Raw genomic sequence first — 26,441 nt, 5'->3', positions numbered from 1 at the left:
TTCCATGTCTGCGTTCTCTTCACCCGTCCACACCGCTGAGATCGTCACGAGGCTGCGCGCCGCAGGGTGCGTGTTCGCCGAGGACGAGGCGGACCTGCTCGTCTCCGCCGCGTCCACCCGCGAGGTCCTGTCCGCCATGGTCGCCAGGCGAGTCGCCGGCGAGCCGCTCGAACACGTGCTGGGCCGGGCGGAGTTCTGCGGTCTGCGCGTCTTCGTCGAGCCCGGGGTGTTCGTGCCCCGGCCGCGTACCGAGTTCCTCGTACGCCGTGCCGTCGCGCTCGCCCGCGCGGCCGGCGGCCCGCCCCCCGTGATCCTCGACCTGTGCTGCGGCACGGGCGCGATGGCCGCCGCGGTGGCCGCCGCGGTGGTCAAGGAACTCGGCGCCGGGGGAGCCGGGGCGGAGGTGCACGCCGCCGACCTCGACCCGGCCGCCGTGCGCTGCGCCCGGCGCAACCTCCCGGGCGCGCACGTCCACCAGGGAGACCTGTTCGAGCCGCTGCCCTCCTCGCTGCGCGGCCGCGTCGGCCTGCTCATCGCCAGCCCCCCGTACGTGCCGTCGGAGTCGATCCGCCTGCTGCCGCCCGAGGCCAGGCGGCACGAGCCGCTGATGGCACTCGACGGCGGCGGCGACGGGCTCGACGTCGCGCGGCGGGTGATCGCCGAGGCGCCGCGGTGGCTCGCGCCGGGCGGCCACCTGCTGGTCGAGACGGGTGAACGCCAGGCGGAGGCCACCGCCGCGGCCGTGGCGGCGGCCGGGCTGCGCGCTCGCGCGGAGTGGTCGGAGGAACTCGACGCCACCGCCGTCATCGGCACCCGCCCCTGACCGCCGGCCGGCGGCGTTGGGGGGCCGGGCCCGCCCGCGGACAATCGGTGGGTCGCCGTCGAAGGAGGAAGAACGTGCGGGTGTTATCGATGGTCGCCGTCCTGCTGGCAGGCATGCCGGCCGCCGTGCCTGCCGACACGGGGGTCCATGCCGCCGCCGCGGCCCCGGACGACTACTGGGTCGCCGGAGGAGACCAGACGGGCAGGAGGCTGCTGGCCTTCGATCCCGCCGTCACCGACTGGAACAGCTCCGCGGCCGTGAAGTGGTCATGGGAGCCCAGCGTCGCACCCGGCGGGTTCTCCGCCGACGAGGTGTCGGCGTTCGGCCTGATCGCCGGCTTCAAGCTGCGGACGAGGCCGTCCGGCGCGCAGAGCGTCGTCGTCGCGGCCGGAGGCAGCCGGGGCATCGCCGCCATCGTGTCCTACCCCGCCGGGGTCCGCCAGTGGGCACGGATCCTGCCGGGCAACCTGCACGCCGCCGAGCTGCTGCCCGACGGCAACATCGCGGTCGCCGCCTCCACCGGGGGCTGGGTCAGGGTGTACGCCTCCTCGCAGGGGCCGCACGCCGCCACGTACGCCGAGTTCAAGCTGACCGACGCGCACGCCGCCCTGTGGGACCCGGCGATCAGGCGGTTGTGGGTCATCGGCCAGGACCCCGCGTCCGGGCAGCACATCCTGACGGCGCTCGCCGTGGAGGGCACCCCCGCCCGGCCTTCGCTGCGCGAGGACAGGCAGCGCAGGGCGGTCCTCCCGACCGGGGGCGGGCACGACGTGTACGGCCACGCCACCGACACCGGCAAGCTCTGGCTCACCACGGGCTCGGCCGCCTACCTGTACGACAAGGCCACCAAGACCTTCGACGGCGATCTGCCGGGCGGAGCCGGCCGGTCCGCGGTGAAGTCCATCGGCGCCCAGCCGTCCGGGCAGATCGTGCAGACCAGGCCCGACGCGGTCAAGACGCCGCCGGGCGCGTGCACCGACAGCACCTGGTGCACCGACACGGTCGACTTCTTCGCGCCCGCCATGACGCGCAGGCGCACCGGCGCGGCCTTCTACAAGGCGCGGGTGTGGAGCCCGCACTACGGCGTCGCCGACCAGAGCCTGCGCGGCACGGTGTGGGACCGCACGCGCAGCACCTCGGGCGCGTGGGCGCCCGACGCGGCCCGGATCGACGCGAACGGCGCCGTCTCCGACGTGGCCGTGGCGGCGCTGCCGGACGGGAGCCTGCGCGTCCTCACCCTCGTGCCGGGCAGCGGGGTCTGGGAGCGCGGGCGCAGCTCGTCAGGGGAGTGGGACGAGCGGGCCGTCAAGATCGACGACAACGGTTCGATCTCCCGCATCGCGGCGGCGGCACTGCCGGACGGCAGCCTGCACGTGCAGACGCTGGTGCCGGGGGCGGGGGTCTGGGACCGTATGCGGAGTGCGGGCGGTCAGTGGGCGAGCTCCGTCAGGATCGACGACAACGGGTCCGTCTCCGAGGTGTCGGCCGCCGGGCTGCCCGACGGCACGCTGCAGGTCCAGACCGTGGTGCCGGGCGCGGGAGTGTGGAACCGCTCGCGCGGCGCCGGCGGGGCGTGGGCGAGCTCGGTGAAGATCGACGCCAACGGGTCGGTGAGCGCGGTGTCGGGCGCCGCGCTGCCGGACGGCACGCTGCAGGTCCAGACCGTGGTGCCCGGGTCCGGAGTGTGGAACCGCTCGCGCAGCGCGGCCGGGGCCTGGGCCGGCGCGGCGGTGAAGGCCGACGGCAACGCCAGCGTGCTGGCCTCCTCGGCCGCGGCGCTGGAGGACGGCACCCTGCATCTTTTCACGCTTCCCGACATTTCTTAATAACCGGGAAATATATAGCGCGGGCACCGGGAAAAGGGAATTCTCCTGATTTCCGGGGTGACGTGCGAGGGTGTCGTCCGTGGACTTCCCTGGTGATCCGCGATTTCATGTCCTCCGTCGAATCGGCCGTCGATTTCGCTCGGCGGCCAGGGGAATTACGGGGGATCATATGGGTCGTACGCGGAAAATCGTACAAATAACCATCGGTTTCGCGATGGTGGTCGGCGCCGCACCACCCGCGGCCGCCCGGAGCGCGCCGCGGGACGTCCGGATCACGCGGTTCCTGGGCGAGCAGCGGGTGCCGCACCTCCTGCAGTTCGCGGGGACCACCGTGGGCGGTCTGTCCGGCATCGACCGCGACCCCCGCACCGACACGTGGTACTTCGTCTCCGACGACCGCTGGCGCTACAACCCCGCCCGCTTCTACACCGGGCGGCTCGACATCGACCGGCGGTCAGGGGCCTTTCACGGTGTGCGCCTGACGGGGGTCACGACGATGTTGCGGGCCGACGGGTCCCCGTACCCCGCCTACGGCAAGCCGGGGGCGGCCGACCCGGAGTCCATCCGGTACGACCGGTGGAGCCGGCGGCTGCTCTGGGGCGACGAAGGCGACCGCCCCGACACCCGCAATCCTGATATCCCGCTCTCGCCCCCGGCGGTGCGCTCGATGGACCTGCGCGGCCGCCACACGAGCGCCCTGCCGCTGCCGGCGAACCTGCGGCTCACCACGGCCGACCGGGGGCCGCGGCGCAACCAAGGCTTCGAAGGGCTGGCCGTCTCCAGGCGTACGATCACCGCCGTGACCGAGGGCCCGCGCTACGAGGACGGCGAGCCCCCCACGGCCGGGCGCGGCGCGCCCGCGCGGCTGACCGTGTGGAACCGCGGAGGCGGCGTGCGCGGCCAGTACGCCTACCCGCTCGACCCGCTGCCCGCCGCGCCCGTCCCCGCGTCAGGACAGTCGGACACCGGCGTGTCGGAGCTGCTGCCCATCGACGAGTCCCGCTACCTGGCGCTGGAGCGCTCCTGGGTCGAGGGCACCGGCTACCGCGCCAAGCTCTACGAGATCGACCTGCGCGGCGCCACCAACGTGCTGGACAGGGCCGCGCTGGCGAGCGGGGGTTCGTACCGCGCGGTGAGCAAGCGCCTGGTCTTCGACCTGGGCACCTTCCGGCCTCCGGTGCAGAACTGGGAGGGCCTGGCCTGGGGGCCTCGCCTGGCCGGCGGCGAGTGCACGCTCGTGGTCGCCTCCGACGACAACTTCGACCAGCGCGAGTCGACCAACTTCCTGGTGTTCGGCGCGACCGGCTGCCGCTGACGCACCCGCCCCGCCCCCTCCCGGCCGTGGAAGGCCGCTGAGGTGGATGACCTCCCGCTCCGGGGTAGCTGTGCGGGACAGGGCAGGCGAGACGGGAGGGCCGCGATGAGCGGAGCGATCGTGGTCGGGATCGACGGGGCGGACCGGGCCTGGACCGCGCTGCAGTGGGCCGCGGACGACGCCGCGCGGCGCGGCCGGCCCCTGCGCATCGTGCACGTACGCGAGCCGTGGCAGCCCGAGCGCCCGCTGGCGGGCACACGCCTGACGCTCAGTGAACGCTGCGAGGCGCTGCTGTCGGACGCCGTCGAGCGGGTACGCGCCGTCGCCCCCGAGGTGGAGACGACGGCCGTGCTCGTCACCGGCGCGGTGGTCGAGCGGCTGCGCACCGAGGGCGCCGACGCCGACAGCCTGGTGCTGGGCAGCAGGGGACGCAGCGCGATCGCCGGGCTGATGCTGGGCTCCACCGGGTTCGCGCTGGCCGGGCACGTCCGCTGCCCGGTGGTGATCGTGCACGAGCCGCCCGGGCCCGCGCGCGGCGAGATCGTGGTGGGGTACGACGGATCCGCCGACGCCGAGGCGGCCCTGGCGTACGGGCTGGAGCAGGCGGACGCGCGCGGCGCCCGGGTCCGGGTGGTGTACGGCCGGCAGGTGCCCGTGTTGTCTCCCCACCCCGTGGGGTACGGGCCGCTGCCGGGAGCCGGTTTCGGCCGGGAACTCGAGGCGGCGATGGCGCCGTGGCGGGAGATGTACCCGGACGTGCCGATCGAGGACTCCTTCGTCGACCGGCACCCGGTCACCGCGCTGGTGCGCGCCTCCGGCGGGGCCGACCTGGCGGTGGTCGGGTCGCGCGGGCTGAGCAGGCTCACCGCGACCGTGCTCGGCACGGTGAGTCACGGCGTGCTCCAGCGGGCCCACTGCCCGGTCGCCGTGGTGCGCGCCCCCTGGCGCCCGTCGTCCCAGCCTCCCGATCGTCCAGGTGGCGGGCACGCGTGACGCCGCGCTCCGGGCCGCAGCCGAGGCCGGTTGGGCCCGCAGGCAAGCGGTTGAGGCCGCGGTTCGACGCCGTGGTTCGACGCCGTGGTTCGACGCTGTGGTTCGACGCCGCGGTCCGCGTGGTCTATATGCCGTGGATGCGGCGGCCTGTGATCTGCCGCGGGCTGATGCGGACGTAGAGGTGCCGCTCGCCTCCCGCCCACGGGGTGACCCCCGAGCCGGCCGCGACGGACACCTCCTCCGCCGGCACGTGGTGGGCGGGGCCCTGCACCAGGACGCTCCAGCCTTCGCGGTTGACCTCGTCGATCCGGTCGATCTCGAAGGCGATCACGATGTCGACCCCCTCCACGCCGCTGCGCAGGTCCTGGTCCATGGCGCCGCCGGCCGCGGTGCGGAAGACGATGTCGCCGTCGTGCAGCTTGTAGTTGACGGGCAGCACCGTCGGCCCGTGCGAGCCGTTGAACGCCACCCGCCCGATCCCGCCGGCCTCGATCAGCCGCAGGCACTCCTCCCGGTCGAGCACTTCCAGGGTGGGATGGGCCATGGCGGGGCCGTGTCCGGGCGCACGGTCCTGGCCGCCGCCGAGCAGCTCCTCGACCGTGGTCTGCAGGGCGTCCGCCAGGCGGTAGATGGCGCCGGTGTCCGGCGTGTCGGCGTGCTCTTCCAGATATTTCACGTAACCGGGTGACATATCCGCCTTGTCGGCGACCTGTTCGCGGGTCAGGCCGAGACGTTCGCGATGATGAATGATGCGCCGCCCGAAATCGCCGGTGCCTGTCATGATCACTTCTCCTCGCCCATAGGTACGGCGCGCGGTGCCGTTGATGCGCACCTCGCGATGGTCGGCGTCGACGAAGATCTGGCGCCCGTGGTAACGCAGCGGCATCCACACCGGGCCGAGCTGGTCGGGCACCTGCGGGTCCAGGCGCAGCCGACCGCCCCGCTCCAGCTCCAGCCCCAGGTAGCAGCTCTGCAGCAGGTCCAGCGTGCCGCCCATGGCCCCCAGGTGGATGCCCTCCGCCGTCGTGCCGCCCTGCACGTCCTCGAGGTCGCCCGTGAGGGCCTCGGTGAAGAACTCCCAGGACTGCTCCGGGTTGCGGCGGGCCAGGATCCAGGCGTGCACGACGGCGCTCAGCGTGGAGCCGTGGCTGGTGCGCCGCAGATAGTAGGAGATCGTCCTGGGGATCAGGTCCGGGTCGGGCGCGTACCCGAGCCGTTTCAGGATGCCGGTCAGCTCCTCGTCGCTCAGCAGGTAGCAGAGCATGAGCGTGTCGGCCTGCTTGGAGGCCTGGTAACGGTTGACGTCGTCGCCGTCGGCCTCCAGCGCCCGGTCCAGCCTGCGTACGCCGCCGTAGCGCTCCCAGTCGAGCTCCAGCAGCTCCCCGTACCCCGAGAACTGGCTGATGACGCCGTCGTGGAAGTCGACCCGCATGCGGCGGCCGACGTCCGCCCAGTGAGCCAGCTCGGCGGCCGGCGGCGCCAGGTGCGGCGCCAGGATGGCGGTCTCGCGGGCGCGCGCCATCAGCCACACGGTCATGATGTTGGTGTAGGCATTGTTCGCCAGCCCTGGTTCGCCGGCGTCCGGGTAGGCGTCGTGATACTCGTCGGGGCCCATGACGCCGCGGATCTCGTAGCGGCCGTCGCGCAGCTCGGCCAGCGAGCCGAAGAACCTGGCGATGTCGAGCAGCAGCTCGGCGCACCACGGCGGCATCGAGCCGGTGGCCAGGTAGTGGTGCCACACGTTGTAGGCGATGGCCAGGCCGACGTGCCGCTGGCGATGGGAGTTGTCCGGCAGCCAGCGGCCGGAGGCGGGATTGAGGTGCAGCGTCTGCGTCTCCTCGCGGCCGTCGCTGCCGCTCTGCCAGGGGAACATCGCGCCTTCGTACCCGGCCTCCGCGGCGGCGTCCCTGGCCTCGGGCAGCCGCCGCCACCGATAGCGCAGCAGGCCGATCGAGGTCTCGGGGAAGCGCAGGTTCAGCCACGGCTCCACGAACAGCTCGTCCCAGAACACGTGCCCCCGGTACGCCTCACCGTGCAGCCCGCGGGCGGGCACACCGGCGTCGAGGTCGGCGGTGTGCGGGGAGAGCGTCTGCAGCAGGTGGAAGATGTGCAGGTGGACGAGCTGCGACAGCTCAGGGCCGTCCGCGTCGAGCCTGGCCCGCCGCCACAGGCAGGCCCACGCCGCCACGTGGCGGGCCAGCAGGTCGTCGAAGCGCGGCGCGCGGCGCGCCTGACGCAGCGCCGACGAGCGGGGGTCATGGATGGCGGGGTCGCGCGAGCTCGTCAGCGCCACGGTCTTCGTCAGCCGGGCCGGCTCGCCCTCGGCCAGGTCGAGCACGTGGTCGGAGGTGATGTGGTCGCCGCACAGCGCGGGCCGCGTGGCCGGCGCGTCGCCGTCGATCCGCGCGGCCAGCGTCACCATGACGCGCGAGTTGCGCGTGACCACGGTCAGCCAGGCCAGGCCGTCGTCCGCGCCGGTCTCGTGCCCGGTGAGATGGTCGCCGCGCAGGTCGCGGTAGCGGGCCACACCGGAGTTCGTCACCCGGCCGTCCAGCGTGCAGCGCACCCGCATCGGCCCCGACCAGTTCTCCGCGGTGAACGTGGTCTCCAGCGCGGCCAGCGTGGGGTCGGCCATGGACACCAGACGGCGCTGGCGTACGTACGTCACCCTGCCCGCGCCGTCGCGCCAGCGCAGCTCCCGCCTCAGCACACCGTGCCGCAGGTCCAGCTCGTGCCGGTAGAGCAGCAGCTCGGCCTCCTCGGGCCGGAACCAGCCGGACTCCGGCGTGGCGAACGTCAGCGGCAGCCAGTCGGGCAGGTTGACGATGTCCTCGTTGGTCACCGTACGGCCGGCCACGACCGAGTCCAGCCGGTCGTAACAGCCCGCCAGGTACGTGCCCGGCGTGCGCGGACGCCCGTCCGGGGTGGCGCCCCGCGTCGCGAACCGGCCGTTGCCGAGCGTGCACAGGGCCTCGCGCAGCCCTTCGCCGGCGGGATCGAAACCCTCGTAGACGAGCGTCCAGGCGTTCATCGCCGTCCCACCGGCACTCGCCCCGCCACGCTCGCGTCGGCCAGGTCCGCCACCACCGCGTCGGCTCCGGCCGCGCGCATGGCCGCCTCCTGCGAACCGCTCCTGTCCACGGCGACGATCCGCCCGAACCCGCCCCTGCGGCCGGCCTCGACCCCGGGCAGCGCGTCCTCCACGACCGCCACCTCGGCCGCGGGCAGCCGGAGGCGGCGGGCCGCCTCCAGGAACAGCGCGGGATCCGGCTTGCCCGGCAACCCCAGCTCGGCCGCGTCGTTGCCGTCGACCAGCGCGTCGAACAGGTGCAGCAGCCCCGCGGACGCCACGATCGCGCGGCAGTGCCTGCTCGCCGACACCACCGCGGTACGGGCTCCGCGCTGCCGCAACTCGTGCAGCAGCGCGACGGTCGAGGGGAACGCGGCCACGCCGTGCCTGTCGATCTGCTCCACGAACAGCGCGTCCTTGGCCAGCCCCAGTCCGTGGACGGTCGGCGCCCCCGGCTCGTCGTGCGGGCCGCCCTCAGGCAGCGTGACGCCGCGCGAGGCGAGGAACGTCCGCACCCCGTCGAGCCGCGGCCGCCCGTCCACGTACGCCAGGTAGTCGGCGCGGATGTCGAACGGCTCCGCGCCCCGCCCCCGCAGGAAAGCGTCGAACACGTGCTTCCACGCGGCCGCGTGGACCCGGGCCGTGTCGGTGACCACGCCGTCGGTGTCGAAGACCACCGCGCGGAGCTTGCTCAGGTCGAAGGTGGACATGTCAGGACGCTACCCGCGTACGGCCCGGCCAGCCCTGACCGCGCGCCCCGGCTTCGCCCGGCCGGCCCTGACCGCGCGGTCCGGCTTCGTCCCTGCCCCGCACGAGGCCCTCGTACGGGCTCGCGTGAGGGTGGTGACGCGGATTTCGCCCGGTCAGAAGCCGTCCGGGGTACCTTGGGTTCGCCACCGTGAGCGCTGTCGCAGGAGGTCCGCATGAAGGTGATCCGTGTGCTGACGCCCCTCCTCGCGGCGCTCGGACTGGCCGTCGCCGGCTGCGGAGGCGGTGCCGGCACGGACACGACGGCCACCACGCAGCCCTCGGCGTCACCTTCGACATCCGCTGCGCCCACCGATGGGCCCACCGACGGGCCCAGTCCGTCCAGCCCGTCCGCCTCGACCCCGGTCACCGGCACGCCCGCGCCGGGCGAGTCCCTCGTCGCGGGCCGCTACCAGCCGTTGTGGCCGTTCTCCACCCAGGAGGAGGCGGAGGAGTGGCGGCGCGCCCACGGCGAGGACGACGACCAGGCCTGGCACCTCGACGCCGCCCGCACCGCGCTCGCCTTCACCCGCGACTACCTCGGCTTCAAAGAGATCGACAAGGCAGTCGAAACCTCCCAGGAGGGCGCACACGCGCGCGTGCACGTCGGCTACCGCAGCCAGGAGGGCGACAGGCCGGCGGTCGCCGCCGTCGTGCACCTGGTGAGATACGGCTCGGGTGAGGATGCCCCGTGGGAGGTCGTCGGCACGGACGACACCTCATTCACGCTGACGAGACCGGCGTACGGCGCGGCCGTGAGCTCGCCGCTCACCGTGGGCGGGCGCATCTCGGGCGTGGACGAGAGCATCACCGTCCACGTGCGCCGGCCGGGGACGGACGCCCCGCTGGGCGAGCGGTGCTGCGTGCCCGCGGGCGGTGAGAAGGCTCCCTGGTCGGCCAGGGTCGCCTTCGAGGCCACGCCCGGCAGGACGCTCACCGTCGTGGCCTCCACGGGCGGTCACGTGGCGACGGTCGAGCGCTTCGCGGTGACCGGCGTCAGCGTCCCGTCCTAGACCTTCCGGTGACGGGTCCGGCGGTTCATGCGGCACGCCCGCCACCACCTGCCCGGCCTCACCGAGTAATCTGAATGGCCGTTCATAAACCAGCGGAGGCGTCATGGGCAGGCCGCGTACGACCAGCGACGAGGCGATCCTGCAGGCCACCGCGCGCGCGATAGGCCGGCACGGGCCGCAGAGCCTCACCCTGGCCGTGGTCGCCCAGGAGGCCGGACTGTCCCCGGCCACGCTGGTGCAGCGGTTCGGCTCCAAGCGCGGCCTGCTGCTCGCGCTCGCCGGGCAGGCGGCGCGGAACGCGGCGCGGCCGTTCGAGCGCGCCCGGCAGGAGCACACGTCGCCGCTGCAGGCGCTGCGGGCCGCCGTGGCCGCCCTGGCGGGGACCGTGGCCACCCCGCAGGAGCTGGCCAACAGCCTCGGTTTCCTGCAACTCGACCTGACCGACCCCGACTTCCGCGGGCACGCCGCCGAGCACGCCCGCCGCACGCGGGAGGAGATCGCCGCGCTGCTGGCCGAGGCGGTGGCGGCGGGAGAGCTCACGGGCGGGACGGACGTCGCCGGGCTGGCCCGCGCGGTGCAGGTGACCTACAACGGCGTGCTCATCCTGTGGGCGCTGACCGGAGAGGGCTCCCTCGCCGACGCCGTGCGCGACGCGCTCGACGAGACGCTGCGCCCCTGGAACGACGCCTGACCCTCATCGACCTCCGCAGGATGAGAGCGGCGTATGTCAGGGGATGATCGATGGTGAACGCACGTCGGTCATCGAGGGAGCCATGAGCCACGCGGAGAACGGCCCGCCCGAGTCGCTGGAGGCGCTCGCGAGGAGGCACGGCCTGCGTCCCGCCGTGGCGCGGCCCGCGTTCGCCGTCTACCTGCGCCTGCTGTGGGAGCGGCGGCACTTCATCCTCGCCTACGCCACCTCCAGGAACGTCTCGAAGTACTCCGGCTCGGCGCTGGGACAACTCTGGCAGGTCATCACCCCGCTGCTGAACGCCGCGATCTACTACGTGATGTTCGGGCTCATCCTGGGCGCGGGCCGGGGCATCGACAACTATCCGATCTTCCTGCTGACCGGAATGTTCGTCTTCACGTACACGCAGCGGACCGCCACCGCGGGCGCCAAGTCGATCTCCGGCAACCTGTCGCTGATCCGCGCCCTGCACTTCCCGCGTGCCGCGCTGCCGCTGGCGTACACGATCCAGGAGCTGCAGCAGCTGGTCATCTCCATGGGCGTGCTGCTGCTCATCGTGGTCGCCACCGGCGAGCCGCTGACGTGGTACTGGCTGATGATCCCGGTCGTGCTGGCGCTGCAGAGCGTCTTCAACGTCGGGGCCGGGCTGGTCCTGGCCCGGCTGGGCGCCTCGCTGCGCGACCTCAACCAGCTGCTGCCGTTCATCATGCGCACGTGGTTGTACGCGTCCGGGGTGTTCTTCGCGATCAACGACAGGGTGGTGGGTACGGCGGGGCTGCCCGAGTGGGTGGCGACCGCGATGTACCTGAACCCGGCGGCCTCCTACATCGAGTGGATGCGCGACATCCTCATGGAGGGGCACACGCCGCCGCCGACGGTGCCGGCCGCCTGCGCGGTCTGGGCGGTGCTGGCGCTGATGATCGGAGGCTGGTACTTCTGGCGGGCCGAGGACCGGTACGGGCGGGGCTGATCCGGGCAATTCGGTATACCGAAAATTGGGCCGCGCCGGTGGAAGGCGCTGACGGTGCTGGTACAAGAGAGGCGAACCAGATCTTCTGATGTGGGAGCGTTCCCACCAGTAGCTGAAGAGAGAACCCCTTGCACCACCAGCACCTCAGATTCCCGGCGCTCTTAGCCGGCTCCGCACTCGTCCTGGCCCTTGCGGCGAGCCCCGGGCACGCCGGCGCCTCCGGCCAGGCCCCTGTAACCAGCACTGTCACGAGCGCTGCCACGAGTACCGGCAGTGCCACGGGTGCCGCCGCGCCCGTGATCATCACGCTGATCACCGGTGACGTCGTCACGTACACGCCGGTCAAGGACGGCGTCCCCCAGATCTCCATCGAGGAGGCCGCCCGCCCCGACGGGGCGCAGGTCACCTTCGCGACCCTGCCGGCCAGGAACGGTGGCTGGCTGGTCCTGCCGTCCGACGCCGCGCCGCTGGTCTCCGAGGGAACCCTGGACGAGACGCTGTTCGACGTCGTCACGCTGGCGCGCGAAGGCCGTACCGACCGCATCCCCCTGCTGGTCACCTACCGGGGCGAGCCCGCCGCGTCCACGCTGTCCTCGACCGCGGGGGCCCTGGCCGGGGCAGCGGACGTGCGCCCGCTGGCCAGCATCGACGGGGCCGCGCTCACCGTGCGGCCGGCCGACGCGGGACGGTTCTGGAACGGTTTCCTCGGCGAGCGGCCCGCGCTGGAAAGGTCGGCGGGCGGCATCGCCAAGATCTGGCTCGACCGGCAGGTCACCGCGTCGCTCGACAAGAGCGTGCCGCTCGTCGGCGCGCCCGCCGCCTGGGAGAAGGGCCTCGACGGCACCGGCGCCAAGGTCGCCGTGCTCGACACGGGCATCGACGCCGAGCACCCGGACCTCAGGGGCAAGATCACCGCCAGCGAGAACTTCACCACGTCCCCGGACATGGCCGACAAGAAGGGCCACGGCACCCACGTCGCCTCCATCATCGCGGGCTCGGGCAGCGCGTCGGGCGGGACGTACAAGGGCGTCGCGCCCGGCGCCTCCCTGCTGATCGGCAAGGTGCTCGCTGACAACGGCAGGGGCGACTGGTCGTGGGCCATCGCCGGCATGGAGTGGGCCGCCCGGCAGGGCGCCGACGTGGTCAACATGAGCCTGGGCGGCTGCTGCGGCGACGGCAGCGACCCGATGAGCCAGGCCCTCGACGAGCTGACCAAGGAGCACGGCACGCTGTTCGTGGCCGCCGCGGGCAACGCCGGGGAGACGCTCACGGTCGACACCCCCGCCGCCGCGAACCAGGCCGTCGCCGTCGGCTCGGTGGACAAGGAGACCGGCACGTCGCTGAGCGACTTCACCAGCAAGGGACCGCGGCTGTACGACGCGGCCGTCAAGCCGAACGTCGTCGCCCCCGGCGACGGCATCGTGGCCGCACGCTCCTCCACCTCCTCCGGGAAGCCGCACCCGGGCAACGAGCAGTACATCGCCGGCTCCGGCACCTCGATGGCCACCCCGCACGTGGCGGGCGCCGCGGCGCTCCTGGCCCAGCAGAACCCCGGCTGGGACGCCGACGAACTGCGCGACGCGCTCACCTCCACCGCCGCGCGCGAGGACGGCCACAACTGGTACGAGCAGGGCAGCGGCCGGGTCGACGTGGCCCGCGCGGTCAGCCAGCGGGTGTTCGCGTCCTGGGCGGTCGACTTCGGCGTGCTCAAGGGCGAGCCCGCGACGCGGCAGGTCACGTACCGCAACACCGGGAGCGAGGACGTCACCCTGACCGTCGCGCCCGCGACCCGCGGCTGGAGCGGCAAGCCCGCGCCAGAAGGGGCCGTAAGTCTCGGCGCCGGGACCGTCACCGTGCCCGCGAACGGCTCGGCCACCGTCGACCTCACCATCGACCCCGCCAAGGGGGAGGCCGGCGCGTACGGCGGCTGGATCACCGCGAGCGGCGGCGGCGCCGAACTGGTCACGCCGTTCAGCTACTACACCGGCCTGCCCACCCACCAGCTGACCGTCTCGCTGATCAACTCCTACGGCGTCAAGGAGTTCGGCAGCGGTGTCGTGGGCACCGAGCCGGTCGTCTACTACATCCCGACGAAGCGGGACGTCAGCCCCGAGGATCCTTTCTATCCGGCCGGCTACTACACCGCCCGCACCGACGCGCAGGGCAACCGGCAGGTGCCGCTCCCCGCGGGCGAGTACGAGGTCGTCACGGTGATCAACGACGCGGTGATCGCCAACCGCCTGAGCATGGTGATCGGGACCGTCACGCTTGACGGCGACAAGACCCTCACCCTGGACGCCCGCGACACCGTGCCGGTCGGACCGGTCACCAAGGAGAAGACGGAGGGCGACGGGAAGCTCTGGTACGTCCGCACGTTCACCGACCGCAACAATCCCGTTTCCGTGTACACCAGCGGCACCGGCACCGAGTTCTACGTCACCCCGGTCCGCAAGGTGACGGCCGGCGAGATGCGGCTGTCCCATGGGTGGCGGCTCGAGCCGGCCGCGCTGGTCTCCGCGACAGCGGGCCGGCTCCGGCTCGACCCCGTCTATGACGTCACCACCACGCAGGCCGCCCTGACCGAGGACCGCACCCTCCGGGTCGTGTCCGCAGGACAGGGCCGGGAGGCCGACTTCGAAGGCGTCGACGTGGCAGGCAAGCTCGTCCTGGCCGGGGTACCGCTCGGTGACGGCCCCCTGCCGTACCGCACCGCGGCCGGCGCGATGAACCAGGCCGCGAAGCTCGCCGCCGCGCGCGGCGCCGCCGGGTTCGCCGGGTACCTCGACGTCGACGGCGGCCGGGCCAGGGTCCCGTACTCCACCAAGGAGTTCCTCGGGCTGGGGCTCAGCGCCGACCAGGGCCGAGCGCTGCGCGCCGCCGTGGACGCGCGGCCGGTCTCCGTCCGCCTGGAACCGGACGACGGGGGAGCGGTGTACCGCCTGCGTTACGACGATCGCGGCCGGATCCCCACCAAGCCCCACAAGGTGGACACGCGCGACCTCGTACGGATCGACGCGCAGTACCACGCCGACCAGCCCGGCACCTCCGGCCGCGAGTTCGGCACGTCCACCACGGGCGAGGCGCCCGGCGAGATCTCGTACGGACAGCCCCTCACCATGCCGCTCGCCCGCACCGAGTACTTCGGCCCGGTCGACGACCGGGTCACCTGGACCCGCGAGATCAGCAACCAGAGCCTGCGGCTGCACGCCAGCGACCGTTTCACCCGGCACGACCGCCGGCAGAGCGAGCAGTGGTTCAAGGCGCCCCTGGCTCCGGGCGCCGTCGATCAGCCCAAGGGTCAACCGGCAGGCGTGCCGTGCGTGATGTGCCGCGACGGCGACCGGTTCGTGCCGCTGGACCGGTGGTCCGACTCCGATCCGCGCCACTTCACCAACCTCAGCACGGCCGAGGTCAAGTCCGCGCCACGGTTGTTCGCGGGTGACCAGGAGATCCCGGTGGAGGGCCGTGCGCCCCGCTCCTTCGCCGTCCCGGAGGGGAGCCGGAAATACCGGCTGGAGAGCGTCGACACCACCAAGCGCACCCTGTCGCCCGAGGTGAGCACCACGTGGTCGTTCGACTCGTCGCCGCCGTCCGGCACGCCGGGCGGGACGACCTGCTCGTACGGGCCGTCGTGCGCCGTCCAGCCGGCGATCCTGCTCGGCTACGACCTCCCGCTCGACCTGCTGAACCGGGCACGGGCCGGGCTGCCGTTCACGTTCGAGATCGCGGCGGGCCCGCACGAGTCGATCCCGAAGAAGCACGCGGTCAAGCAGCTCAAGGCCGAGTACTCCGTCGACGACGGCGCCACCTGGCTGCCGGCGATCACCGGGAAACGCGGTAAGGACCGTTACCAGGCCCTGGTGATGCATCCGCCGCTCCGCGCCACCAGCGGGTACGTTTCCCTGCGGGTCACCGCCTCGAACAAGGCGGGGGCCACGGTCACGCAGACCATCAAGCGGGCGTACGCGCTGAAGTGACCGCTCCGCGGGGGCGGCCGCCGGCGCCGCCCCCGCGCGATGGCGCCCTCTGAGGTCGAACAGGAGCCATGCATGCGAATCGGTGTCGTCTTTCCGCAGATCGAGATGGGCGGGGACGTGGGCGCGGTGCGCGCCTACGGGCAGGCGGTGGAGGAGCTCGGTTTCCGGCACGTGATGGCCTACGATCACGTGGTCGGCGCCGACCCCGCCGTGCATCAGGGCTGGCAGGGTCCCTACGACCTGCGCAGCACGTTCCATGAGCCGATGGTGCTGTTCGGCTATCTCGCCGCGCTGACCACGCTCGAACTGGTCACCGGCATCATCATCCTGCCCCAGCGGCAGACGGTCCTGGCGGCCAAGCAGGCGGCCGAGGTCGACCTGCTGACCGCCGGCCGCTTCCGGCTGGGCGTGGGGCTGGGCTGGAACCAGGTCGAGTACGAAGCCCTCGGCCAGGACTTCACCACCCGGGGCAGGCGCATGGAGGAGCAGGTCGCGCTGATGCGCCGGTTGTGGACGGAGGAGTCGGTCACGTTCGAGGGCGCCTTCGACCGGGTGACCGGGGCGGGCCTGGCGCCGCTGCCGGTGAGCAGGCCGATCCCGCTCTGGTTCGGCGCGCAGTCGCCTCCGGCCTACCGCCGCGCCGGCCGGCTGGCCGACGGGTGGTTCCCGCAGATGTCCCCCGGCCCGAAGCTGGACGAGGCGAGGGCCATCGTCGAGGAGGCGGCCTCGCAGGCGGGACGCGACCCCGCCGGCCTCGGCATGGAGGGCCGGGTCAGCTGGAAGGGCGACGCCGACGAGGTGGGCGCGCTGGCCGCCCGGTGGCGGGAGGCCGGAGCCACGCACCTGGCGGTCAACACCATGAACGCGGGGCTGGGCTCGGTCGACGAGCACATCGCCGCCCTGGCCACCGCGGCCGTCGCACTCGGGCTCGGCGGGAGCTGAGCCCGCCCGTCAGATCGAGGGCCGTCGCACTCGGGGTGACCGGGCGAGCCGACCCCGCCCGTCAGATCGAGGCCAGGCCGGCGCCGACCAGGACGCGCAGGTGCTCCAGCAGATCGTCGGGGGTGGCGGCGAGCGGCTGGACGCAGACGTGGTCGGCGCCCGCCTCGAGGTGGTCGCGCACCCTCTCGATGATCGTCTCCGGGTCGCCCCACGCGACGATGGCGTCGACCAGCGCGTCGCTGCCGCCGTCCTTGACGTCGTCCTCGCTCCAACCCAGGTCGAGCAGGTTGTTCACGTAGTTCGGCAGGCCGAGGTAGATCGACATGAAACGGCGGGCGATCTGCCGCGCCCGCTCCGGATCGGTGTCGAGCACGACCGTCTGCTCCGGCGCCAGCACGGGGTCGGGGCCGAGAACGGCGCGGGCGCGGGCGGTGTGCTCCACGGGCACGAAATAGGGGTGCGCCCCCTGCGTACGCTGGGCGGCCAGCTCCAGCATCCGGGGCCGCAGCGCCGCCAGCACGCGCGGCGGCGGCGCGGGCAGCGGGCCGCTGTACTGGGTCGCGTCCATGGCGTCGAGATAGTCGCGCATCGCCGAGACCGGCCTGCTGTAGTCGTGGCCGCGCATCTCCACGGCGGGTGCGTGGCTCACGCCCAGCCCGAGCACGAACCGCCCGCCGTACGCCTCGGCGAGCGCGTTCGAGCCGTTCGCCGCGGCGGTGGCGTCGCGGGCCCAGATGCTGGCGATCCCGGTGGCGACCATCAAGCTCTGGGTGGCGTCGAGCAGCAGCGCGGCATGGACCAGCGACTCCTTGCCCGCCGGGGTCTCGCCGAACCACAACGTCCCGAAGCCCAGGCTCTCGATCTCGGCCGCCGCGTCACGTTCGACCGGGGCCGACTCCGAGGTCAGCGTCGAGTTCCAGACGCCTACCCGCCCCATGCGCCGCTTCAGCGCCGCCACGTCGATGCTCGCCTCCGGCATCGGAGTCACCACCTTGGTCGTCACCTGTCACCCAGGCCACCACGCTATGCGGCGTATCGTCCGCATAGCGCAAGGCCCGATTCATGACTTGCCGAGTTCCCGGCCATCCGTACGCTGTGCCCCCGCCCCGGGGCCGAGGTCCTCGGAACTGTGCCACTCGCCCGTCGCGAGGATGCCGGTGTCCGCCCGCTCCAGCGCCACCCGTCCGGCCATGGTGAGCGGGTCGGCCAGCCGCCGGCGGAGCACGTAGGAGCAGACGTACGCGACCACGGCCGCCACGGCCGCGATCGCGATCGCGCCGTCGGGGCCGTGCAGGGCTCCGCCCGCGGCGGCCGCGATCATCGCCAGCGCGGTGAGCAGGACCAGCAGGCCGGTACGCCGCCGCGCCCGGACACCCGTACCCCGCCCTGAGCGGCCAGGGACACCAGCGCCGTGTTGATCACCCGGCGCGGCCCGCCCGCGAGACAGGCGGCCTCGTAGAGGTCGAGTCCTGGGCCTGCGGCGGACGTCGACCGCGATCGCGCGGAGGACAACGCCAGGTGGGCGCGCGTGGCGACGAGCGCGATGAGCGCGACCAGTGAGAGGGCGATCGTGTAGGAAACCCCGTCCATGTGTCTCCTCTTGTGCAGAGAAATGATGAAACAGGCGGCCCCCTGTGCTTGGAAGACGTTCCCGGTCGGCCCGGCGGTTCCCCGGGAGTTGGCAGAACGAGCAGAAGTGCCGCCGCCGGCGCACCCTAAAGGGGGTTTGACCTGGAAATATCCTGGTATGGCGGGGCTCGGGCGGGCAGGGACCTAAGAGAGAGCCAAGCCTCTGCCGGACATGATGGCGCCACCCGGGGAGAGCCGTCAGGGGGTGTTCGTGATGCGCGACTCGGTGATGCGACAAGTGCGGAGATACCGGTTCGACCGCAATCCGCTGCGCCGCCGATCCGACCGCCTGGAAAGTCTCGCGCTGCTGGTGGCCGTGCTGCTGGTGCTCCTCAGCGCGTGGCCGGCGGTGGCGGCCGGGCGGCAGGCGTACCAGGGCGCCGAGAGCGCGGGCACCGGGGGGCGGCTGCAGGTGGACGCGACGCTGCTGGCGGACGCGCCCGTCAGCCCGACGTCGTTCGGCGCGATGTCCAGGGGCGGTCCGGTCGACGCACGGTGGACGATGCCCTCAGGGCAGAAGCACACCGGCCAGGTACGCGCTCCCGCCCTCGCCAAGTCGGGCACCACGGTGCGCATCTGGGTCGACGAGACCGGCCGGCCGGCTCTCCCGCCGCCGAGCGCACTGGAGGTCCGCATCACGGGCGTGGTGACGGGGCTGCTCGTCATGCTGGGCGCGGTGAGCGCCGTGCTGATCGCGCTGGCGGCCTTCCGGTGGCTGGTGGACCGGGTCAGGTATCGCGCGTGGGAGGACGCCTGGTCGCTGGCCGACGAACGCCGGCGCCGCCGCCGCTCATGAGCCCGGCAAGGGGCCGAGGTCTCTGACCTCCACCGGGTGCCGACACGCCCGGCACCGCGCAACCGCCGTAACCGGCGCAGGTGTCGCGTGGGCCCGGCGGCATGCACGGAGGGTGTCGTGGCGATGACTTACAGTTTCCCCATCATTTTCAGTCATCACCTGTTCAGGGGGACAGATGAGAACACGGACCATCCCGATCACGGCGGCGGCCGCCCTGGCCTTGGCCGGCCTCACGGTGCCGGTGGCCGCCGCGTCGGGGGCCGGGCGGGCCGCCTCGCCCGTGGCGGGGGCACCCGCGGACACACGCCCGCGGTGGCCGCACGGCGCGGACGAGTCGCCGCGGATGGACGCCCACACGTCCAGCGAATTCTGGACGCCCGCCCGCATGAAGGCCGCGCTCGGCGCGCCCCTGCCGGAGACCGAGCTGGATCCGCCCCACGGGGAGGGGGCGGCGCGGGTCACCGGAGTCCCCTCGTCGCAGCGGCTGACGCCCGGCGGTGACCGCAACGGCTACGCCAAGGTCCGGCGTCCCTACGGCAAGCTCCCGCACACCCGCGCGACCGGCCGGCTGTTCTTCGTCGACACCCACGGCAAGCTCAGGTCCTGCACGGCCTCCGTGGTGCGCTCGCGCGACGAGTCGCTGATCGCCACCGCTGCCCAGTGCGTGTACGGCACCCCCGAGGAGCATCACGAAGGGGCGGACCGCCGCGATCCGCACGGGCACGGCTGGCACCACCACCTGCTGTTCGTGCCCGGCTACGACGGAGACGGGGAGAGGGAGCCCTACAGCCGCTGGGGTGCGGTGCGCGCGTGGAAGCCGAGTGCCTACACCGGCCACGAGGGCGGGGACGCCAACTCCCCGTACGACCTCGCGCTGGTGCGGGTGGAGAACGTCTACACCGACCAGACGCTGCAGGACCGGGTGGGCGCCTACACCGTGCTGCGCAACCAGGGAGGCGCCTTCAAGGTCAACATGATCGGCTACCCCGCCGTGCACGAGGACCACGGCTACCAGGGCAAGGACCAGCTGTGGTGCCTGGGCCGCACCCGGCCGTCCCGCCCCTACGAGCCGCGCCGCCACGACGTGCGGTTCGGCGGGCTGACCACCCACAACTGCCAGTCGGCCGACGGCGACAACGGCGGACCGTGGATGGTGCGCGCCCCGGGCAGCGGCCTGGTCGGCGTGACCTCGACCGGCCGGTCGCACCACGGCGACAACGGCAGCACCACCGCCACGGCCATGGGCATCGACTCCTACGGCGCCGTCGTGCGGGCGGCCGACCCTCACGGCGTCTACGACCAGCTGTCGATCAGCGCGGACGTGGCGGAGGGGACGATCGAGCAGGGGGAGAGCACCACGGCCACCCTGACGGTCGCCATGCGCGGGCTGAGCGGCGCGGCGGGCGTGCCCGTCACCGTCTGGCTGCCGCGCGGGTTCCGCCTGGTGCCCGACCCGGAGTCGGACTGCGAAGGCTCGCGCGGTGAGGTGACCTGCATGATCGACGCCATCTACCCGGGCCAGACGGTCGAGCTCAACCTGCGGATCGCGGCCGGCGACGCCGCCCCGGGCAGCCACCGTTTCCGCGTGGCCGTCGAGCGTACCCACCTCAACCCCGAGCCGCGCGCCACCACGGCGTCCTTCAGGATCCGCGTCCTGCGCTGAGCCAACCCCCGGCCGGCGACGACCCTGCCCGCCCTCACGCGGGGGCGGGCTTTGCCCTGACGTGCATGCGCTCGCCCTGGGGGCCGAACAGGGCCAGCACCTCGGCAGGCTCGTCGGTGGGGTTGGCGAAGGCGTGCGGCGTCCGCGTGTCGAACTCGGCCGCCTCGCCCGGGGTGAGGATCACGTCGTGCCGCCCGAGCAGCAGCCGCAGCCGCCCCGACAGGACGTACAGCCACTCGTAACCCTCATGGACCTGCTGCTCCAGCTCGCAGCCCGGCCAGTGCGGCGGGTAGATCTGCTTGAACGCCTGCAACCCGCCCGGCCGGCGGGTCAGCGGGATGTACGTCCTGCCCCCTTTGAGCTTGACCGGCCGCATGTGCACCCGGGGGTCGCCGGTGACGGGCGCGTCGATCAACTCGTCGAGCTGCACCTGATGGGCCCTGGCCAGTAGGAGCAGCAGCTCCAGCGTCGGCTTGCGCTGCCCGGCCTCCAGGCGCGAGAGCGTGCTGACGGAGATGCCCGTGCTCGTCGACAACTGCGCCAGCGTCACGCCGCGCTCCTGCCGCAGCGCCCGCAGCCGCGGCCCCACCGCCTGCAGCACTTCATCGAGTTCCATGGCCCCACTTTGCCACTTCGGCAATGAAATTTGTCAAGTTGGCGTCGTGTCGCGGACAGTGGCCGCACCACACGGACAAGAGGAGCGGCAATGGACACGAGATATGACGTGGTGGTCATCGGAGGCGGCGCTGCCGGGCTGAGCGGGGCGCTCACGCTGACGAGGGCGCGCCGCAGGGTCCTGGTGATCGACGAGGGCCGGCCGCGCAACGCGCCCGCCGACGGCGTGCACGTCTACCTGGGGCGCGAGGGCGTGCCGCCGCACGAGCTGCTCGCGGCCGGCCGCGAGGAGGTGGCCGGGTACGGCGGCGAGATCGTCACCGGCACCGTCGAGACCGCCGAGCGCATCGGCAAGGGTTTCCGGCTCGGGCTCGCCGACGGGTCACAGGTCGAGGCCGCCCGGCTGCTGGTGACCACCGGCCTGGTCGACGAGCTGCCCGACATCCCAGGGCTGGCCGGGCTGTGGGGCCGCGACGTGCTGCACTGCCCGTACTGCCACGGCTGGGAGGTGCGCGACCAGGCGATCGGCGTCATCGCCACCGGCCCGCTCGCCGTGCACCAGGCGCTGCTGTGGCGGCAGTGGAGCGAGGACGTGACGCTCTTCCGCCACACCGCGCCCGAGTTCGGCGAGGAGGAGGTCGAGCAGCTCGTCGCCAGAAACATCACGGTCGTGGAAGGGCGGATCACCGGGCTGGAGCTGACCGAGGGCCGGCTCAGCGGCGTGCGCGTCGGCGACCTGGTCGTGCCGCGGCGGGCCCTGACCGTCTCCACCCGGCTCATGGCCCGCTCGGCCGTGCTCGCCGGGCTGGGGGTGGAGACGGCCGAGCAGGAATCCCTCGGGCACGTGATCGGCACCCACGTCCCCGCCGACCCGACGGGCGCGACGAGCGTGCCCGGCGTCTGGGTGGCGGGGAACGTGACCAACCTGGTCGAGCAGGTCATCGGCTCGGCGGCGGCGGGTGTCAGGGCGGGCGCGGCCATCAACGCCGACCTGATCGCAGGGGAGACCCGCCGGGCCGTCGCCGTACAGCGGGCGCACGCGGCCGGCCAGCTGCCCCCGGAGGAGTACTGGGACGGTTTCTACCGTGAGCGCCCGCAGATCTGGAGCGGCAAGCCGAACGTCATGCTCGTGCGCGAGGCCGCCGACCTGGAGCCGGGCCGTGCGCTCGACCTCGGGTGCGGCGAGGGCGCCGACGCGATCTGGCTCGCCGAACGGGGCTGGCAGGTGACGGCCACCGACATCTCCGGCGTCGCGCTCGACCGGGCGGCCGAGCACGCCAAGGCCGCGGAGGTGGCCGACCGCATCGACTGGCAACGCCACGACCTGGGCCGGACGTTCCCCGACGGGCGCTACGACCTGGTCTCGGCCTCGTTCCTGCACTCGAAGAGCGAGCTGCCGCGCGAGAAGATCCTGCGCTCCGCCGCGGCGGCCGTCGCGCCCGGCGGGGTGCTGATCGTCCTCGGGCACGGCGGCTGGCCGAGCTGGGAGCACGATCCGATGCCCGGCGTGCACTTCCCGACCACGCAGGAGGTGCTCGACGCGCTCGAACTGCCCGAGGGGGAGTGGGAGGTGCTGCGCAGCGAGGAGTACGAGCGCAGCCAGCACGACCACGAGGGCCGGCCGGGCACCCGCACCGACAACGTGCTGAAGGTCCGCCGCCTTCGCTGACCGGCCGGCGCACGGCGAGGAGGCCGGTCCCGCAGGGGTGGAGGTGACCCTGACCCGCCCGGAGGTGATCGGCTCACGGGGCCGGCGTGCCGCCTAACGGCCGTGGGTGGTGAACCACGTCGCGATCTGCACCCGGGAGGACAGAGACAGCTTGGTCATGATGTGCTCGACGTGCCCTTCGGCGGTCCGCTGCGCGATGACCAGCCGGGCGGCGATCTCCTTGTTGCTCAGCCCTTGTGCGACGAGTTCTGCGACCTCCTGCTCGCGTGGAGTCAGGACGGAGGGCCGCCGGCGTTGCGCCGGCGGGCTCCGGTCGACGTCGAGCGCGTGGTCGACGGCTTCGTCGAGGGACAGGCCGGCGCCCCGGTGGAAGGCGCTCACGTACGCGTCCACGCCCAGGGCGCCGCGCACCCGCGTCTCGCAGAGGTTGTGGAAGTCGGTGAAGGGCCGCAGCCCGGGCGTCGCCGTGCCGATCGACCGCCAGGCCACGGAGGCGGCGCCGAACAAGGTGGCCGCCCGCTCCTCCCGGCCGTGCGCCGCCTCGATCCAGGCCAGCACCTCCAGGCTCTCGGCGACGCCCCACCGGTCGTCGTGGCGGCGCATGACGTCGAGCCCCTTCTTGACCAGCGCCGCCGCCTGGTCCTGCGCTCCCTGGAACCAGTGCGCCAGGCCGGCCACCCACAGGGCGTTGGACCTGGACAGGTAGGCGCTGCGGCCCTCGCACATCGCCAGGCACTCCGCCGCGTGAGCAGCGGCCTGATCACTGTCGCCCGACGCCGAGCAGACGATGACCAGGTGGAACAGGGTCATCCACATCCCGGCCTGGTCGCCGGTGGCGAGGTAGCGCTCGCGCGCCTCCGACAGGAGCGCCAGCGCCTCCTGGTGCTCGCCTCCCAGATGGGCGGCCAGCCCGGAGAAATGGGTGACGCTCGCGAGCGCGGCCGGGAGGTCCAGCCGCTGCGCGAGGTCGCGGCCCTCGCTGAGCAGGGGCTTGGCCGCGTCCACATCGCCCTGCCTGAGGGCGAACCAGGCGGCCACCCACAGCGCGTCGGCGCGGATCGGGGTGGCCTCGGGAGCCAGTTCCAGGGCCTGGGCGAGCCTGCGGCGGCCCTCACCGAACGAGCCGGTGGTGAAGAGCCAGTAGTTCCACAGCGAGCTGATGATCTCCAGCGCGGCGGGCGCTTCGCCGGGCTCGCCGAGACTGAACTCCAGGGCGGCCCTGATCCCGTCCTGGTCGCACTGGAGCCGGGCGACCCACTCCGCCTGGTCGGGCCCGAACCACTCCTGCCGCGCCCGTCGCGCCAGGCTCAGATAGTGGTCGCGGTGCCGCCTGCGCAGCGCGGGCTGCTCGCCGGAGCCGGCCAGGATGTCCTGACCGTACTCCCGGATGTTGCCGAGCATACGGTAGCGCGCGCGTCCGGCCCGCTCTGTCCGCGTCAGGACCGACTTGTCCAGCAGCCCGCCCAGCAGGTCGAACACCTCGTCCGCGGCGATCTCGTCGCTGGAGCAGACCTGCTCGGCGGATTCCAGGCCGAACTCGCCGGGAAACACCGACAACCGGGCCCACAGAACGCGTTCGGCGGGCTCGCAGAGGTCGTAGCTCCAGTCGATCGCTGTGCGCAGCGTCCGGTGCCTGGGCACGGCGGTCTGCCGGCGGTCGGTGAGGAGCCGGAACCGGTCGTCCATCCGGTCGAGGATCTGGGCCACGGGCAGCACTCTCAGCCGCGCCGCGGCGAGCTCGATGGCCAACGGGAGGCCGTCCAGCCGCCGGCACAGCTCGGCGACCCGCTCGCCGTCGTCCCCGAGGGTGAAACCCGGTTGTACGGCCGCGGCCCGTTCGGCGAACATGGTCACCGCCTCGCTGAGGTCCGCTGACTGCCCGGGCAGGGGGAGAGTGAGCGGTGGCACGGTGAACACACACTCGCCCTCCACGCCGAGGGTCTCCCGGCTGGTCGCGAGGACCCGCAGCTCAGGGGCCGCGCCCAGCAGCTTGCCGGCCAGTACGGCCACCGCCAGCGGCATGTGCTCGCAGTTGTCCAGCACGAGCAGGAGCTGTCGGGACTCCAGCAGTTCGACCAGGCCGGAGTCGGGCCGGCGCGGCGATTCGTCGCGGAACCCGAGGGCGTCGACGACGGTGGGCGCGAGATACTCGGCGTCGTGGAGGGGGGCGAGGTCGACCAGCCACACGCCGTCACGGAACGCCCGGCGTGTGTCGGCGGCGAGGCGCAGTGCGAGCCTGGTCTTGCCGACGCCGCCGGCGCCGGTCAGCGTCAGCATGCGGGTCTGGGTCATGAGCCGCCGCGCCTCGGCGAGTTCGTGACGGCGGCCGACAAAGCTCGACAGTTCGAGCGGCAGGTTGCCGTCGGTCCGTTTCGGCACCATGGTTCACGATAACGTGCCAGGTCAAGCCGGGCTCGGCCGCCCATGCCTCCGATATGAATCTACAATGTAAAGGCGCCGGGCTCGGCGCGATAGGCCATCCCCTTGCCGGAAACCCGCACCGGCGCGGCCGCGGCCGGCACGAATGCCGACTGCCCCGGCCGCAGGACGAGGTCGTCGCCGAGGCGGGTCTCGCCGTCGAGGCAGAGCACGATCTGCGGCACGCCGCCGGGCAGGGTGTGGGCGGCTTCGCCGGTCAGGTCGTAGCGACTGAGCGCGAACTCGAGGGCGGGCGGCCGGTAGTGGTGCTCGCCCGCGGTGTCGTCCCCGGGGTGGACGACGTGCGGGGCGGCCGGCGTGAACTCGACGACGCGCATGAGCTCGGGGACGTCGACGTGCTTGGTGGTGAGGCCGCAGCGCAGCACGTTGTCGGAGTTGGCCATGATCTCCACCCCGATGCCGCCCAGATAGGCGTGGGGCACCCCTGCGCCGAGGTAGAGCGCCTGGCCGGGCAGCAGGTCGATGTGGTTGAGGAGGAGGGCGGCGACGATGCCCGGGTCGCCGGGGCAGGCGCGGGCGATGCCGGCGTAGGGGGCAAGTTCGTCGTCGTCCGTACTGAGGAGGGCCTGTTCGACCTGGTCGCGCAGCGGCCGGGAGGCGTCGTCGAGCATCTGCGCGAACACGGTGCGCAGGGCGGTGCGCGGCTCGGCGGAGCGGAGGGCGGTGGTCCAGGACCGCAGGTCCGGCAGGTGGAGGCGGTCGAGGAGGCCGGCGGTGGCGGCGGGGTCGCGGAACCCGCACAGGCCGTGGAAGGGGGTGATGGCGCAGACCATCTCGGGTTTGTGCGAGGTGTCCTTGTAGGTGCGGGCAGGGTCGTCGAGGGGGATGCCGCGGGCGTTCTCGTCGGCGAACCCGGCCTCGGCCTGCGCGGTGGTGGGGTGGACCTGGAGGGAGAGCGGCCGCTCGATGGCGAGGACCTTCAGCAGGTAGGGGAGTGCGGGCCCGAACCGGGCGGTGGACCGTTCGCCGAGGGTGGCGGCGGGGTCGCGGGCGATGAGGTCGTTGAGCGGGATGCCGGCGACGGTCGAGGGGGCGCCGGGGTGGGCGCCCATCCAGAGTTCGGCCTGCGGCCGGCCGGTGGGTTCCGTCCCGAACAGCTCGGGCAGGGCGGTGACCGAACCCCAGTCGTAGGGGCGGATGGTGGTGACCAGGCGCATGGGCGCGTCGGTCGGTGGCAGGTCGGGGTGTGGCACGGCGTCGGCTCCAATCGTCGTCCATGGAGATTAGAACGCGACCGGCGGCGGTGGGTACCCGGGTGCCGTT

General features: G+C 73.0%; 20 protein-coding genes. 12 read left to right on the top strand and 8 right to left on the bottom strand.

The annotated features are described in order from the left end of the window. Window positions 1-4: 4 nt before the first annotated feature. The 4 genes from E1295_RS09280 (at window position 5) to E1295_RS09265 (ending at window position 4,957) form a co-directional block, all read left to right on the top strand. Complete coding sequence (locus E1295_RS09280) at window positions 5-823, top strand: putative protein N(5)-glutamine methyltransferase (protein WP_132629598.1); 819 nt, start codon at window positions 5-7, stop codon at window positions 821-823. A 74-nt stretch (window positions 824-897) separates the two neighbouring features. Continuing rightward, window positions 898-2,649 (top strand): DUF6528 family protein, encoded by a 1,752-nt coding sequence (locus E1295_RS09275; RefSeq protein WP_132629596.1) that lies wholly within the window; start codon window positions 898-900, stop codon window positions 2,647-2,649. Window positions 2,650-2,863: 214 nt separating this feature from the next. Beyond that, window positions 2,864-3,964, top strand: a complete 1,101-nt coding sequence (locus tag E1295_RS09270; RefSeq protein ID WP_132629594.1) for an esterase-like activity of phytase family protein — start codon at window positions 2,864-2,866, stop codon at window positions 3,962-3,964. Between the two features lie 105 nt (window positions 3,965-4,069). After that, complete coding sequence (locus tag E1295_RS09265) at window positions 4,070-4,957, top strand: universal stress protein (protein ID WP_132629592.1); 888 nt, start codon at window positions 4,070-4,072, stop codon at window positions 4,955-4,957. Between the two features lie 124 nt (window positions 4,958-5,081). Here E1295_RS09265 and E1295_RS09260 read toward each other — a convergent pair whose 3' ends face one another. Further along, entirely contained in the window at window positions 5,082-7,988 is a 2,907-nt protein-coding gene (locus E1295_RS09260) for a pyridoxamine 5'-phosphate oxidase family protein (RefSeq protein ID WP_132629590.1), read from the bottom strand. Continuing rightward, a complete protein-coding gene (locus E1295_RS09255; RefSeq protein ID WP_132629588.1) occupies window positions 7,985-8,737 on the bottom strand; it encodes an HAD family hydrolase in 753 nt (250 codons plus the stop codon). Before E1295_RS09255 ends, E1295_RS09260 begins: the two co-directional genes overlap by 4 nt. 213 nt (window positions 8,738-8,950) lie before the next feature. Here E1295_RS09255 and E1295_RS09250 point away from each other — a divergent pair, with 213 nt between their 5' ends. The 5 genes from E1295_RS09250 (at window position 8,951) to E1295_RS09230 (ending at window position 16,367) form a co-directional block, all read left to right on the top strand. Then, window positions 8,951-9,787 (top strand): hypothetical protein, encoded by an 837-nt coding sequence (locus tag E1295_RS09250; protein ID WP_132629586.1) that lies wholly within the window; start codon window positions 8,951-8,953, stop codon window positions 9,785-9,787. 103 nt (window positions 9,788-9,890) lie between these two features. Then, window positions 9,891-10,478 carry a TetR family transcriptional regulator gene (locus E1295_RS09245; RefSeq protein ID WP_132629584.1) on the top strand — a complete coding sequence of 196 codons (588 nt, stop codon included), beginning with the start codon at window positions 9,891-9,893 and terminating at the stop codon, window positions 10,476-10,478. 82 nt (window positions 10,479-10,560) lie between these two features. Continuing rightward, window positions 10,561-11,448 carry an ABC transporter permease gene (locus tag E1295_RS09240; protein ID WP_132629582.1) on the top strand — a complete coding sequence of 296 codons (888 nt, stop codon included), beginning with the start codon at window positions 10,561-10,563 and terminating at the stop codon, window positions 11,446-11,448. Window positions 11,449-11,744: 296 nt separating this feature from the next. Then, window positions 11,745-15,425, top strand: a complete 3,681-nt coding sequence (locus E1295_RS09235; RefSeq protein ID WP_166427153.1) for a S8 family serine peptidase — start codon at window positions 11,745-11,747, stop codon at window positions 15,423-15,425. 72 nt (window positions 15,426-15,497) lie between these two features. Further along, window positions 15,498-16,367 carry an LLM class F420-dependent oxidoreductase gene (locus E1295_RS09230; RefSeq protein ID WP_132629578.1) on the top strand — a complete coding sequence of 290 codons (870 nt, stop codon included), beginning with the start codon at window positions 15,498-15,500 and terminating at the stop codon, window positions 16,365-16,367. A gap of 61 nt (window positions 16,368-16,428) precedes the next feature. Here E1295_RS09230 and E1295_RS09225 read toward each other — a convergent pair whose 3' ends face one another. The 3 genes from E1295_RS09225 to E1295_RS09215 form a co-directional block, all read right to left on the bottom strand. Continuing rightward, window positions 16,429-17,346: an LLM class F420-dependent oxidoreductase gene (locus E1295_RS09225; protein ID WP_132629576.1), complete on the bottom strand. Its 918-nt coding sequence runs from the start codon at window positions 17,344-17,346 to the stop codon at window positions 16,429-16,431. Between the two features lie 81 nt (window positions 17,347-17,427). Continuing rightward, complete coding sequence (locus E1295_RS09220; RefSeq protein WP_132629574.1) at window positions 17,428-17,688, bottom strand: hypothetical protein; 261 nt, start codon at window positions 17,686-17,688, stop codon at window positions 17,428-17,430. Beyond that, a complete protein-coding gene (locus E1295_RS09215; protein WP_132629572.1) occupies window positions 17,685-17,957 on the bottom strand; it encodes a TIGR04222 domain-containing membrane protein in 273 nt (90 codons plus the stop codon). The genes E1295_RS09220 and E1295_RS09215 overlap by 4 nt, the downstream gene beginning before the upstream one ends. Window positions 17,958-18,210: 253 nt before the next feature. Between E1295_RS09215 and E1295_RS09210 the strand changes: the two genes are divergently transcribed. Both E1295_RS09210 and E1295_RS09205 read left to right on the top strand, forming a co-directional pair. After that, window positions 18,211-18,792, top strand: a complete 582-nt coding sequence (locus E1295_RS09210) for an Rv1733c family protein (protein ID WP_132629570.1) — start codon at window positions 18,211-18,213, stop codon at window positions 18,790-18,792. Between the two features lie 175 nt (window positions 18,793-18,967). Then, the gene (locus tag E1295_RS09205) at window positions 18,968-20,455 is read left to right on the top strand and encodes a DUF11 domain-containing protein (protein ID WP_132629568.1); all 1,488 of its coding nucleotides are present in this window, start codon (window positions 18,968-18,970) and stop codon (window positions 20,453-20,455) included. Window positions 20,456-20,489: 34 nt separating this feature from the next. Here the strand turns inward: E1295_RS09205 and E1295_RS09200 are convergent, their stop codons facing one another. Next, entirely contained in the window at window positions 20,490-21,071 is a 582-nt protein-coding gene (locus tag E1295_RS09200; protein WP_132629566.1) for a helix-turn-helix domain-containing protein, read from the bottom strand. 90 nt (window positions 21,072-21,161) lie between these two features. Here E1295_RS09200 and E1295_RS09195 point away from each other — a divergent pair, with 90 nt between their 5' ends. Further along, window positions 21,162-22,739 carry an FAD-dependent oxidoreductase gene (locus E1295_RS09195; RefSeq protein WP_132629564.1) on the top strand — a complete coding sequence of 526 codons (1,578 nt, stop codon included), beginning with the start codon at window positions 21,162-21,164 and terminating at the stop codon, window positions 22,737-22,739. Between the two features lie 93 nt (window positions 22,740-22,832). Here the strand turns inward: E1295_RS09195 and E1295_RS09190 are convergent, their stop codons facing one another. Both E1295_RS09190 and manA read right to left on the bottom strand, forming a co-directional pair. Then, window positions 22,833-25,121 carry an ATP-binding protein gene (locus E1295_RS09190; protein WP_132629562.1) on the bottom strand — a complete coding sequence of 763 codons (2,289 nt, stop codon included), beginning with the start codon at window positions 25,119-25,121 and terminating at the stop codon, window positions 22,833-22,835. A gap of 59 nt (window positions 25,122-25,180) precedes the next feature. Continuing rightward, on the bottom strand, window positions 25,181-26,371 hold the full coding sequence (gene manA / locus E1295_RS09185) for a mannose-6-phosphate isomerase, class I (protein WP_246079936.1): 1,191 nt from the start codon (window positions 26,369-26,371) through the stop codon (window positions 25,181-25,183). Window positions 26,372-26,441 lie beyond the last annotated feature (70 nt).

Origin of the sequence: Nonomuraea mesophila (assembly GCF_004352805.1) — a bacterium.
In the GTDB taxonomy this organism is placed as follows: Bacteria; Actinomycetota; Actinomycetes; order Streptosporangiales; family Streptosporangiaceae; genus Nonomuraea; species Nonomuraea longispora.
This window is presented reverse-complemented; position numbering and strand designations above follow the sequence as displayed.